The 12,114-nt window shown below is 63.4% G+C and carries 10 protein-coding genes; 5 read left to right on the top strand and 5 right to left on the bottom strand.

Annotated features, from left to right (window positions below):
• Positions 1–91: 91 nt before the first annotated feature.
• On the bottom strand, positions 92–544 hold the full coding sequence (locus tag NKH02_RS05320) for an Lrp/AsnC family transcriptional regulator (RefSeq protein WP_352877120.1): 453 nt from the start codon (positions 542–544) through the stop codon (positions 92–94).
• A gap of 164 nt (positions 545–708) precedes the next feature.
• On the opposite strand from NKH02_RS05320, the gene putA reads away from it, so the two are divergent.
• Entirely contained in the window at positions 709–4,320 is a 3,612-nt protein-coding gene (putA, locus tag NKH02_RS05315) for a bifunctional proline dehydrogenase/L-glutamate gamma-semialdehyde dehydrogenase PutA (protein ID WP_352876924.1), read from the top strand.
• A gap of 114 nt (positions 4,321–4,434) precedes the next feature.
• Here the strand turns inward: putA and hmuQ are convergent, their stop codons facing one another.
• From hmuQ to NKH02_RS05295, 4 genes are read right to left on the bottom strand one after another with little or no spacing between them, the layout of a single operon-like run.
• Complete coding sequence (hmuQ, locus tag NKH02_RS05310) at positions 4,435–4,749, bottom strand: heme-degrading protein HmuQ (RefSeq protein WP_352867692.1); 315 nt, start codon at positions 4,747–4,749, stop codon at positions 4,435–4,437.
• A 54-nt stretch (positions 4,750–4,803) separates the two neighbouring features.
• Positions 4,804–5,883: a TonB family protein gene (locus NKH02_RS05305; RefSeq protein WP_352876921.1), complete on the bottom strand. Its 1,080-nt coding sequence runs from the start codon at positions 5,881–5,883 to the stop codon at positions 4,804–4,806.
• A gap of 34 nt (positions 5,884–5,917) precedes the next feature.
• Complete coding sequence (locus NKH02_RS05300) at positions 5,918–6,361, bottom strand: hypothetical protein (RefSeq protein WP_352876918.1); 444 nt, start codon at positions 6,359–6,361, stop codon at positions 5,918–5,920.
• Between the two features lie 5 nt (positions 6,362–6,366).
• Positions 6,367–8,541 (bottom strand): TonB-dependent hemoglobin/transferrin/lactoferrin family receptor, encoded by a 2,175-nt coding sequence (locus tag NKH02_RS05295; RefSeq protein WP_352876915.1) that lies wholly within the window; start codon positions 8,539–8,541, stop codon positions 6,367–6,369.
• A gap of 198 nt (positions 8,542–8,739) precedes the next feature.
• Here NKH02_RS05295 and hemP point away from each other — a divergent pair, with 198 nt between their 5' ends.
• The 4 genes from hemP to NKH02_RS05275 all read left to right on the top strand — a co-directional run bounded on the left by hemP (position 8,740) and on the right by NKH02_RS05275 (position 12,078).
• The gene (hemP, locus tag NKH02_RS05290; protein WP_023757683.1) at positions 8,740–8,946 is read left to right on the top strand and encodes a hemin uptake protein HemP; all 207 of its coding nucleotides are present in this window, start codon (positions 8,740–8,742) and stop codon (positions 8,944–8,946) included.
• Positions 8,947–8,969: 23 nt separating this feature from the next.
• On the top strand, positions 8,970–10,031 hold the full coding sequence (locus NKH02_RS05285) for a hemin-degrading factor (RefSeq protein ID WP_352876913.1): 1,062 nt from the start codon (positions 8,970–8,972) through the stop codon (positions 10,029–10,031).
• Between the two features lie 71 nt (positions 10,032–10,102).
• Positions 10,103–10,969 (top strand): heme/hemin ABC transporter substrate-binding protein, encoded by an 867-nt coding sequence (locus NKH02_RS05280; protein WP_352876910.1) that lies wholly within the window; start codon positions 10,103–10,105, stop codon positions 10,967–10,969.
• A gap of 11 nt (positions 10,970–10,980) precedes the next feature.
• Entirely contained in the window at positions 10,981–12,078 is a 1,098-nt protein-coding gene (locus NKH02_RS05275; RefSeq protein ID WP_352876907.1) for a FecCD family ABC transporter permease, read from the top strand.
• Positions 12,079–12,114: the final 36 nt, after the last annotated feature.

Raw genomic sequence — 12,114 nt, 5'->3', positions numbered from 1 at the left:
TCCATCCCGATGTATCGGGATGGGGCTCTATTTTTCTTTTTGTTTGACCATGATCTTGTCCGAAAACGGCTTCCACTTTTCGGGATCATGGTCATCGATCCTTGACCGTCTCCATTGCCACGAAAGTCGAGGTCTGGGCGACGTGGGGCAGGGCGGAAATGCGCTCGCCCAAGACGCGGCGGTAGGCGGCGATATCCCGGGTGCGGACTTTCAGCAGATAATCGAAGCTCGACGCCATCATGTGGCATTGTTCGATCTCCGGCACGGCCTGCACGGATCGGTTGAAGGCGTCGAGCGCGGCGGATCGGGTGTCGGACAATTTCACCTGGACGAAGGCGACATGGCCTTCGCCCATACGCTCGCGGTCGATGATCGCCTGATAGCCCCTGATGTAGCCGTCCTTTTCCAGTCGCTTCACCCGCGCCTGGACCGGCGTCTTCGACAGGCCGACCTTTGCGGCCAGTTCTGACATGGAAAGCCGGCCATCGCTTGCCAGCGCCGCCAGGATATTCCTGTCGATGCGGTCCAATTGGTCTTCTATCATCGGAGTTTCAGTCCATATGTCAACTTCTAGGTGCTCAAGATAGGGCAAATGAGCTGCAATGTCGATTTCTTTGGACCGGCTGAAATTTCGAACTTGTGCTAGCTTGCGCCATTCGGTCCGGTGACCGCCGGCCCGATCCCCTTTGTTCGATCCACGGAACCGCCATGCCATCGCTCGATGCCATCCGCCAGCAGATCCGCGCCAACTACCTGCCCGACGAAGACGAGGCCGTGAAGCGACTGGCCGAGGCGACAGGGCTTTCCGCGAAAGACCGCAAGGCGATCTCGGCCCGCGCCGCCGATCTGGTGCGGGCGGTGCGCGGCTCGTCGGATCCAAGGCTGATGGAAGTCTTCCTCTCCGCCTACGGTCTCTCCACCAAGGAAGGCGTGGCGCTGATGTGCCTGGCCGAGGCGCTGTTGCGCGTGCCCGACACCGAGACGATGGACGACCTCATCGCCGACAAGATCGCGCCGCACGACTGGTCAGCGCATTCGGGCGGCTCGAGCTCCATTTTCGTCAACGCCTCGACCTGGGCGCTGATGCTGACCGGCCGTGTGCTTGACGAAGGCGAGGGCGGCATCGAAGGCACGCTGCGCTCCATGGTGAGGCGGTTGGGCGAGCCGGTCATCCGCAAGGCGGTGGCCGCGGCCATGCGCGAGATGGGCGAGCAGTTCGTGCTCGGCCGCACCATCGCCGAGGCAGTCAAGCGCGGCCGGTCAATGACGCAGAAGGGCTATCTCTATTCGTTCGACATGCTTGGCGAGGCGGCCCGCACCGAGGCCGACGCCTTGCGCTACCACAAGGCCTATGCCGACGCGATTTCCTCGCTCGACGCCGGTTCCAATGGCCCTGATATCCGCCAGAACCACGGCATCTCGGTCAAGCTGTCGGCGCTGCATCCGCGCTATGAGGTGGCGCAGAAGGACGAGATGCTGCCTGTGATGGCCGAGCGTCTGCTGTCGCTGGCGCTTGCCGCGCGGCATTCGCGCATGGGTCTCAACATCGATGCCGAGGAGGCGGATCGCCTCGATCTGTCGCTCGACGTCATCGAGCGGGTGCTGGCCGAGCCGGAACTCGCCGGCTGGAACGGTTTTGGTGTGGTGGTGCAAGCGTATGGGCCACGCGCGGCCTACGCCATCGACTGGCTCTACGCATTGGCCAGGAAATACGACCGCAACATCATGGTGCGGCTGGTCAAGGGCGCCTATTGGGACACCGAGATCAAGCGGGCACAAGCGCTGGGGTTGACCGGCTACCCCGTTTTCACGCGCAAGGCCAACACCGATGTCTCCTATATCGCTTGCGCGAAAAAACTGCTTGGCATGACCGACCGCATCTATCCGCAATTCGCCACCCATAATGCCCACACCGTCGCCGCCATTCTGTCGATGGCGGACAATCGCGATACCTTCGAGTTCCAGCGCCTGCACGGCATGGGCGAGGCTCTGCACGAGACGGTGCGCCGGGCCGAAGGCACGCGCTGCCGCATCTATGCACCGGTCGGTGCGCATTCCGATCTGCTCGCCTACCTGGTCCGCCGACTGCTGGAGAACGGTGCCAACTCCTCCTTCGTGCACCAACTCACCGACGAGGACGTCGAGCCGGAGGACATTGCCCGCGATCCGCTCGAAACCGTCGAAAGCCAAGGCCCCGCCGCCAACCCCGCGATTCCCCGGCCGTCCCAGATTTTTGGCGACGGCCGTCGCAACTCGAAGGGATTTGATATCACCGACACGGTGACGCTGGCGGCGATCGACAAGGCCAGGGCTGCATTCGCTGGTCCCGACCGCTGGCATGCCAAGCCGATCACGCGGGCTGCCGGCTATGGCAAGCAGCGCCCGATCGTCAACCCGGCAAAGCCCTCCGAAGTGGTCGGCACCGTCAGCGAAGCCGCCGCCAAGCAGGTGGCGACCGCCGTGCGCTTTGCGGTGGAAGCGCAGCCGGCCTGGGCGAAACGTCCCGTGACCGAGCGCGCCGCGATCCTCAACCGCGCCGCCGATCTCTACGAGGCGAATGCCGTCGAGTTCTTTGCGCTCGCCACCCGAGAGGCCGGCAAATCGCTGGCCGACGGCGTAGCCGAAGTGCGCGAAGCCGTCGACTTCCTGCGCTACTACGCCACTGAGGCGGCCAATGCGGAGGCCGGCACGCAAGCGCGTGGCGCCATCGTCTGCATTTCGCCGTGGAACTTCCCGCTCGCCATCTTCACCGGCCAGATCGCGGCGGCACTCGTCACCGGCAATTCGGTCATCGCCAAGCCGGCCGAGCAGACGCCGCTGATCGCCTTCCGCGCCGTCGAGCTGCTGCGCGAGGCCGGCGTGCCGCAAGACGTCATTCAGCTTCTGCCGGGCGACGGCCCATCGGTCGGCGGGCCGCTCACTGCCGATCCGCGCATTGCCGGCGTCTGCTTCACCGGCTCGACCGAGGTCGCGAAGCTGATCGAGAAACAACTGGCCGAGACGGCCGCGCCCGACGCCATGCTGATCGCCGAGACCGGCGGTCTCAACGCCATGATCGTCGATTCCACCGCGCTGCCCGAACAGGCGGTGCGCGACATCCTGGCCTCGGCCTTCCAGAGTGCCGGCCAGCGCTGCTCGGCGCTGCGCGTGCTCTATGTGCAGAAGGACGTCGAAAAGAAGATGCTGGAGATGCTGAAGGGCGCCATGGAAGCGCTCAATATTGGCGATCCCTGGCGGATTTCGACCGATGTCGGGCCTGTCATCGACGACGAGGCGCAAAGCTCGATTCGCGAGTACTGCACGAAAATGGGCCTGCAGGGCCGGCTGATCGCCAAGCTTGAAGCGCCCAAGGAGGGCCGCTTCGTCGCGCCGCACGTCTTCCGGGTCAAGGGTATCGAGGACATGGAGCGCGAGGTGTTCGGGCCGGTGCTGCATGTCGCCACGTTCGACGCCGACGAGATCGATGCGGTCATCGCCGCCATCAACCGCAAGGGCTATGGCCTGACCTTCGGCCTGCACACCCGCATCGAGGGCCGCGTGCAGCATTTCGTCGACGGCATCCATGCCGGCAACATCTATGTCAACCGCAACCAGATCGGCGCCGTGGTCGGTTCGCAGCCGTTTGGCGGGGAGGGGCTGTCCGGCACCGGACCCAAGGCTGGCGGTCCGCACTATCTCAGGCGCTTCCGCAAAGGGCCGGAGGCCGGAACCCATGTGCAGGATGGCCATAAGGTGACGGCGACCGAACTTGCCGATAATCTGCCTGATCCCACACTTGGCGGCTGGTCGACGCGCCCGGACCGGATCGCCATTCTGAGGAAGCATCTGCGCGGCAAGGGTGCCGCGGCCATTGGCGCTGCCTCCGGGATCGACTTCGGCCAGGTCGACCTGCCGGGACCGACCGGCGAAGCCAACACGCTCTCGCTGTCGCCACGCGGACGAGTGCTATGCCTTGGTCCCGATGGCGATACGCTGCTCGCGCAGACGATCCAGGCACTCGCCGCCGGCAATGCGGTGCTGGCCGTGGCGCCCGGCGCCCCGGCGGCGCTCTCCCCGCTGACCGGCAAGGGCCTGCCGTTGGCAGCTATCGACGGCCGCCCTGATCCGGTCGAAGCGCGTTCGCTGCGCGTCGATGTCGTCGCCTTTTCCGGCACGCCCGAGGCCGCGCGCATCGTTCGCAAGGTCATCGCCGACCGCTCCGGCCCGATCATACCGCTGGTCAGCGAGGTGCTGAACCCAGCGGCCTATGCGCATGAGCGGGCCGTCTGCGTCGATACGACGGCTGCCGGGGGCAATGCGAGCCTGCTGGCCGGAGCCTGACCCGGCCAGAGTTAGAGCCATTCACCGTTTCGTGGAAACGATGAATGGCTCTAACTCTTTTGTTTTTATGCATGTCGTTGTCCCAAAACCGGGACCACTTTTGGGCGACATGCATTACGCGCCTTCGACGACCGAAAACCCCTCGAACTGGGGGTGGCCGAGATAATGGACCTTTGTCGTGCCGACATTTCGGTGGGCGGCCCGAAAATTCTCCGATTTGGTCCAGGCGATAAAATCATCATGGCTCGCCCACACCGTGTGCGACGCAAACAGCGTGTAACCTTCGGTCTCGTTGACCGGGCCACGCAGCAGATGGAATTCCCTAAACCCCTTCATCTCCGCGAGGCTGGAGTCGCGGTTCTTCCACACGGCCTCGAAATCGCTCTCCGAGCCGGCCTGCACCTTGAAGCGATTCATGGCGATGTACATCGTGATTCCTTTCATGCTTGACGATCGATGGATGGCATAACGGTCGACGGAGACTCAGAATGGGCCGATTGGTGCTTTGAACCGCCAGCTTAACATTCCGGTCTCCGGCGGAATGGGAGGGAAGGGTGCCTGCTTTCGCACCAGCTCCAACGCGAATTGATCGAGTTCCGGAGAGCCTGAGCTTTTGGCAAGTTGCAAGTCGCTGATGTTTCCATTGGCCAGCACCACAAATACCACCATAGCGTTGTTGCGGGCTGTCGACTGCGCGGCTTTCGAAACGCGGCGATTGGCGCGAGCCAATTTGTTGGCCACCTCGCCGCTATAGCGAGACGTTGCCGCGTTGCCGGCATCGGTTTGTTTTCTGCCTTTGCTGGCAATTGCCGCTTCTATTTCGCGGCCGTCCGCTGTGCCGCGCTTCTCGTATGGTTCGCTTGCAGTTGCTGGGGCAACTGCCGGAGTTGGCCTGGCGCTGGGGATCGGCGGCTGCTCCGGAACGGCCACAGGCGCCTCGGTCCTCTCGGCCTGAACCGTCGGCTGTGCCGGCGGTTCGGTCTTGGGAGACACGCTCTGGTCATCCGGGCGTGGGGCGCCGGCCACCAATATGTCCGGGGTGATCGTCTGCTGTTTGACAGGTTCCGGCAAAGGCTTGAGCGGCGGCTTCGCCGCTTCCCGGGCGGGCTGCGCAGGTTCTGTTGGCGGCGCCGGCTTGGCCGGCTTTGCTGGCTCTGGTTTGGCCGGTTGCGGGTTCGGCACCAGCGCGACATTTATTGCCGCGGGGTCCTTATCCAGCGCGTTGCCGACCACATTGGTGCCGGACTGATCGCTGCCTTCCGCATGCATTGCGTCCTGGAAACTGGATGTCCCTGAGGGCGAGATCAGAAAAGCCGCTGCCACCGCGGCGTGGAGAGCGCAGGAGATGACAACCGCCGCCGTCCATTTGCGGTTCCAGTCCGATAGGCGCGGCGCCGCAAGCGGCTCGGTTGACTTCATGGCCAGCTCGGCGCTGGCGTCGGGGAGCGGGCTGATGTCCTGCATGTCTCGTGACGAGACCTGCAGCGACAAGAGCAGAATTGTCAAATCAAGATCGCTTGGTCCAAACGACAATGCATGGGAGGCGGCCAGCGGCCATGCCACGGTGTTTCGCGTGATTGCGGGATGCAATCCCACCTCAGACGCCGAAAGCGACACCGGTCTTGGTGCCCGTCTTCAGCTTGCGCATGCAGGCATTCGGTTCGACGCCGGTTCCGGTGCATTCGGTCGCGCTGTTGATCAGCACGCGGCTGACTTTCGAGCACTCGGTACCGGCCAGATCAAAACGCGTCACCTTGGTCTTGCCCGCCGGCAATTCCTTGAAATCGAGCACGGTCAGCCTGTCGACGACGCCGGCCTCGTTGAACAGGGCGATCTCGAACGCCGCCTTGGACAGGTCGGCGCCGAGATTGTTGTTGACCACGAAAGTCAGGCGGCAACCCTTGTCGGAAGGTTGCGCACCGTTGAGTTCAAGGGTGAGCGCGGGGACCGGCGCGGACACTTGTGCCCACGCCGGAACCATTGCAAGCGACATCGCCAGCGTCGAGGTCAGCAGACGAAGGGATGTCGTCAAGCTTGTCATTGTCGTCAGCCTCCAAACCGCATCGTTGCCGCCAGCTTCAACGTGATGCCGGGCTCGTAGACCGCAACCGTCGTGCCGCCGTTGAGCGGGTTGGCGTATTTGACATCGAACAGATTGTCGGCGCGGAAATCGACCTTGAGATTGTCGGTCGCCTGATAGCTCGCGAAGGCATTGACCAGCGTGTAGTCCTTGGCCACCGCATTGCCCTTCGGCTTGCCATTGTACTGCACTTCGCCACCGACGGTCAGCTTGTCCTCGAGGAAGCGCAAGCCGAGCTGCGCCGTGACTTGGGAGGAGGGGATGGTGGCGAGATCTGCCCGGTCGCCTTCATATGAGATCGTGTGACCGCTGATGGTGGAGGCCGAAAGTCCGGCATAGCCCCATGCCGCGTCGTAAACGCCTTCCATCTCGAAGCCGTTGATCTTGGCCTTGGCGAAGTTCTGATACTGGAAGCAGATCGGGATGCCTGGGCCGAACGGGCAGCCGCTGGTCGGATCGAACGGCGACAGCGTCACGCCATCGATATAGTCATCGACATCGTTGTTGAAATACGCGGCCTTGAGACGAAACGCGTCGCCAGCCTCGATGATGTCGTTCTGCTTGTAGTTGATGCCGAATTCGGTCGTCTTGCCGGTCTCGGGCCGCAGATTGGGATTGGGCAGGAACGGGAAGCTGACGCCGGCCGGGTGATTGCCGCTGATCAGAGTCTCGGTAATCGATGGTGATCGATAGCCCTCGGCGTAGGTGCCGTAAAACTGAAGACCCGCAAGGCCTGCGGATTCGAATGGCGTGACACCGACGGTGATGCGCGGGGACACCTTGTCGCCAGATATATCGTGGGTGTCATCCTTGAGGCTGTAGCTGTCGTAGCGCAGCCCGGCGATGACTTCGAGCCACTCCCAGGTGAGCTTGTCCTGGACATAGGTGCCGGAGACGTTGCGCTTGCCCGACGGCGTGTAGAAGCTGTCGCCGCCGGCCGCGCCGCCCGTCTTGACGTTGTCGCCGACCCAGTCGCCGCCATATGTCAGCTCATGCGCGATGCCGCCCGTTTCGAAGCGGGATGTGTTCCAGATGTCGATGCCGGTCGTGCCGACGTCGAATGTCGACTGTGACCCCGCCGGCAAGACAATGGGAAGACCGGTGACCGGATCAAACCGGTTTTGCGGGACAAGGCTGGTCAGATCGAGGTTGGTCTTGTTGTAGGAGGTGTTGATGTGGAGATCGAGCCAGCTCTTGTCCTCGTCCGTGATGTTGTATCGGGCCGTGAAGGTGTTCGACTTCAGGTCGACGTCATTGACCGGCACGCCGCCGCTGATTTCGTTCCAGCCGTCGCTTGAGCCGACCCAGCCGAGCTTCAGTTCACTGTTGTCGGTCGGCCGGATGGTGGTCTTGAGCAGGCCGCTGAGCACATCGAAGCCGGTGCCCTTGACCGTGTCGCCACCGCCATCCTTGTAGTCGTCGTAATTGCGGTAGACGATGTTGCCCAGCGCATCCCAGTTCTCGTTGAAGCGATAGGCGCCGGATGCGCTTGATGTCCAGCCCTTGCCGTTGCTCTCATAACGTCCCGTGACGGAACCGGCCCATGTCTCGTTCGGCTTGAGGAAATCCTCGGCGTCCTTGGTGTCGAAGAAGACGACGCCGCCAATGGCGCCCGAGCCATAGGTGTTGGCGACCGGACCGCGGATCACGTCGACGGATTTGACGAGCTCGGGGTCGATGTAGAAGGTCGACTGGGTGCCGTGGTCGGAACGCTGGAAGTTCTGACGGGCGCCGTCGACGATGACCGCGACGCGACCGAAATCCTGCAAGCCGCGGATATTGATGCTGGTGCTGACGCGCCTTGCGTCGGCTTGTGCCGCGACACCGGGCACGCCGAGCAGCATCTCGTTCGGCGTCGTCGCCATGCGGCGGTCGAGCTGTTCCTGATCGACATGGCTGGCCGAAGCCAGCGATTCGATCGCCGTCTCGCCGGTGCGGCTGATGACGAGGATCTTGTCGAGCAGCGTTGCGCCCGCTGGTGCGGCTTCGTCAGCCTTCTTCATTTGATCTGTCTGCTGGTCCGCCGCCTGCTGAGCGTTGGCCAGTTGCGCCGACAAGGCAATCGCCGCCACGCTTGCCAGCAAAGCCGCCGCGCCGTTCGCCGCCGACCGGCCGCGCCATTCCCAATTCACCAACCCCATGCCCCAACTCCAAAATCCAGGTTTCATGCTGGCTGGCCCGGGGCTGGCTGGCATTTTTGATCGTGTCCGGCGTCTTAAATCTTGACTCATTTAATCCGGTATTGCACTGACTAGTAAACATGATTATTCAAGTCAAGATATGAATCGGATTACGCAACGCCTAGCCAGACGCCCGGCACAGGAAAGGGATCCATCCAGATGAACACCCACAATCCCAACGATTTTCGCTATCGCGTCCGCCGTTCCGACGATGCCTCCGCCCGTTTCGACCGGGTTCCGCTGGCGGTGCGAACCCTGTCCAGCAACACTCTGTTCCAAGGCGAGCACGAGATCGGCATCGAGCATCATGGCGCGCTCTACCGGCTGAAGATCACCCGGCAGGGCAAGCTCATTCTCAACAAGTAAGGCAAGGCAATAGGGACCGAGACATGGACCAGCGCGTAAAACCCGCCCCGCATGAAATCCGGCGGGCACGGACAGACAATCCGAAGACGCGCGAGCGTGATCTGGCTGCCCAGCTCGGCATTTCGGAGGCCGAGTTGGTCGCCGCGCATTGCGGCGATGGCGTCGTCCGCATCGAGCCGCGTGTCAACGATCTTTTGACCGGCCTCGAAGCGGTCGGCGAGGTCATGGCGCTGACCCGCAATGAAAGCGCGGTGCACGAAAAGATCGGCGTCTATGACAAGGTCGTCACCGGCAACCACAATGCCATGGTGCTTGGCGAAAACATCGATCTGCGCATCTTCCCGAAGGTGTGGGCACACGGCTTTGCCGTGGAAAAGCGCGATGGCGACGAGATCCGCCGCAGCCTGCAGTTCTTCGACGCGGCAGGCGAGGCCGTGCACAAGGTGCATCTGCGGCCGGCCTCCAGTCTCTATGCCTATCAGAAGCTGGTCGCCGCGCTCGAATCGTCCAACCAGGAACCGACTGTCGATATTTCCGGGCCTCTCCCCGATGACGAGAACCATGGTGATGAAACGACCGCCGATCTCGACGACCTGCGCGACCGCTGGAGCCGGCTGACCGACGTGCATCAGTTCTTCGGCATGCTGAAGACGCTGAAGCTCAGCCGCCGCCAGGCGGTGCGCATGGTCGGGCAGGACTACGCCTGGCAGCTCGACAATGACGCCGTCCGTGCCATGTTCCACCATGCTGCGGAGGGCGAGATGCCGATCATGTGCTTCGTGGGAAACCGCGGCTGCATCCAGATCCATTCCGGCCCGGTCAAATCGATCACGCCGATGGGACCATGGATCAACGTGATGGACGAAACCTTCCACCTGCACCTGCGAACCGACCACATCCACGAGGTCTGGGCCGTGCGCAAGCCGACCAAGGACGGTCATGTCACCTCGCTCGAGGTCTATGACGCCGACGGCAAGATGATCATCCAGTTCTTCGGCAAGCGTCATGAAGGCGAAAGCGAGCGTGACGACTGGCGGTTCCTGGCGGAAAACCTGCCGCGCATCCCAAGCCCGACGGCAGCCTGAGGACTACAGCCATGGTTTCCTTTTCCAGACTGGCGCCTGTCCTTGGCTTGGCGCCCGTTTTAAGATCGGCAATGGCACCGGCGATCGGTCTGTCCCTTGCTTTCGTCGCGCTGCAACCTGTCAGCGCCGCCGAAGGCACGGCCGTGTTTGCCGATCCCTCGAGGATAGCGGCCATTGGCGGCTCGATCACCGAGATCGTCTATGCGCTCGGCGAGGAGAAGCGTCTGGTGGCGCGCGATTCCACCAGCCGGTATCCGAAGGCGGCGCTCGCGCTGCCTGATGTCGGCTATATGCGCGCCCTTTCGCCGGAAGGCGTCCTGTCGGTAAACCCGACCGGCATCCTGGCGCTGCACGGCAGCGGTCCCAAGGAAGCCGTCGATGTCTTGAAGAAGACCAGCATCCCGTTCATCGAAGTGCCCGAGCACTATAGCCACGAAGGCATCCTCGAGAAGGTCCGCATCGTCGGCAAGGCACTCGGCGTCGACGCCAAGGCCGAGGTGCTGGCCAAGGAGCTTGACGCCAAGCTCACCGCCGCCGAACAGCAGACGGCGTCGATCAAGGAGCGCAAGCGCATCCTTTTCGTGCTGTCGATACAGGGCGGCAAGATCCTGGCGGCCGGCAGCGAGACCGCCGCCGACGGCATGGTCAAGCTGGCTGGCGGCGTCAACGCGGTCGAGGGCTTTTCCGGCTACAAGCAAATGTCCGACGAGGCTGTTATCACCGCCAGGCCGGACGTGATCCTGATGATGAGCAATGCCGGGCCTCCGGTATCGGACGACGAATTGTTCGGCAATCCGTCGATCGCCTCGACGCCGGCCGGAACCGCTCGCAAGCTGATCCGCATCGATGGCGGCTATCTGCTCGGCTTCGGGCCACGCACGGCCGATGCCATTCACGACCTCGCTGTCTCGCTGTATGGCGCGCAGGTCACGGACTGAGCGGGCAGATCATGGTCGATCAATCGATCGCCGGTCCGGTGATGGCGAGTGCATCTGAAGGCGACCGTTCCGCACGCGCCCGCATCGTCATCCTACTGCTGTGCCTGGGGCTCGCGGCTGCCGTTTTTCTGTCGCTGACATCGGGGGCGTCGGACGCATCGGCCGTCAGCGTCATCGGCGGCTGGTTGTTCGGTACAGTGCCTGACAACGCCGCGTTGAGCGCCCGCGACAGCCTGATCGTCTACGACGTCCGCCTGCCGCGCATCATTCTCGGCATGCTGGTCGGCGCGGCGCTCGCGGTTTCCGGCGCGGTCATGCAGGGGTTGTTCCGCAATCCGCTGGCCGACCCCGGCCTCATTGGCGTTTCGGCTGGCTCCAGCCTCGGCGCGGTTGCCGTCATCGTGCTCGGCGCCACGATATTGGCTCCGGTGACAGCCTTGCTCGGCACGCTTGCACTGCCGCTGGCGGCCTTCTGTGGCGGGCTCGCCACGACGCTGGTGCTTTATCAGGTCGCGACGCGACGGGGGCAAACCTCGGTCGCCACCATGCTGCTCGCCGGTATCGCATTGGCGGCGCTCGCCATGGCGCTGACCGGCATCCTCATCTTCATGGCCGACGATCGCCAGTTGCGCGACCTGACCTTTTGGTCACTCGGATCGCTCGGCGGCGCGACCTGGGCGAAGATTGCCTCCGTCGGGCCGATCATCGTGCTGGCGCTGGCGGCGATGCCGTTCCTGGCACGCGGCCTCAACGCACTGGCGCTGGGCGAGGCGACCGCCGGCCATCTCGGCATTCCGGTGCAGCGGCTGAAATACACGGCCATCATCGGTGTCTCGGCGGCGGTCGGCGCGTCCGTCGCCGTCAGCGGAGGCATCGGTTTCGTCGGCATCGTCGTGCCGCATCTGCTGCGCCTGCTGATCGGTCCGGACAATCGCTATCTGCTGCCGGCGTCGGCGCTGCTCGGCGCCTCATTGCTGCTTCTGGCAGATGCGGTCGCGCGTACCATCGTGGCGCCGGCCGAACTGCCGATCGGCATCGTCACCGCGATCGCCGGTGCGCCGTTCTTCCTTTGGATCCTGCTGCGCAAGCGCGGCGTGATTGATTTGTGAGAGTGGTTGATTTGCGAGAGTTGGGACCTGTGAGGC

This window comes from Mesorhizobium sp. M1396 (genome assembly GCF_040317725.1).
Taxonomy (GTDB): domain Bacteria; phylum Pseudomonadota; class Alphaproteobacteria; order Rhizobiales; family Rhizobiaceae; genus Mesorhizobium.
The sequence above is the reverse complement of the archived record's forward strand: the minus strand, read 5'-3'. Positions and strand labels throughout refer to the sequence as shown.

Bases quoted from the DNA above. Each gene is read 5' to 3' on its own strand.
- NKH02_RS05320 (WP_352877120.1), bottom strand. From the start codon at position 544: ATGATAGAAGACCAATTGGACCGCATCGACAGGAATATCCTGGCGGCG.
- putA (WP_352876924.1), top strand. From the start codon at position 709: ATGCCATCGCTCGATGCCATCCGCCAGCAGATCCGCGCCAACTACCTG.
- hmuQ (WP_352867692.1), bottom strand. From the start codon at position 4,749: ATGTACATCGCCATGAATCGCTTCAAGGTGCAGGCCGGCTCGGAGAGC.
- NKH02_RS05300 (WP_352876918.1), bottom strand. From the start codon at position 6,361: ATGACAAGCTTGACGACATCCCTTCGTCTGCTGACCTCGACGCTGGCG.
- NKH02_RS05295 (WP_352876915.1), bottom strand. From the start codon at position 8,541: ATGGGGTTGGTGAATTGGGAATGGCGCGGCCGGTCGGCGGCGAACGGC.
- hemP (WP_023757683.1), top strand. From the start codon at position 8,740: ATGAACACCCACAATCCCAACGATTTTCGCTATCGCGTCCGCCGTTCC.
- NKH02_RS05285 (WP_352876913.1), top strand. From the start codon at position 8,970: ATGGACCAGCGCGTAAAACCCGCCCCGCATGAAATCCGGCGGGCACGG.
- NKH02_RS05280 (WP_352876910.1), top strand. From the start codon at position 10,103: ATGGCACCGGCGATCGGTCTGTCCCTTGCTTTCGTCGCGCTGCAACCT.
- NKH02_RS05275 (WP_352876907.1), top strand. From the start codon at position 10,981: ATGGTCGATCAATCGATCGCCGGTCCGGTGATGGCGAGTGCATCTGAA.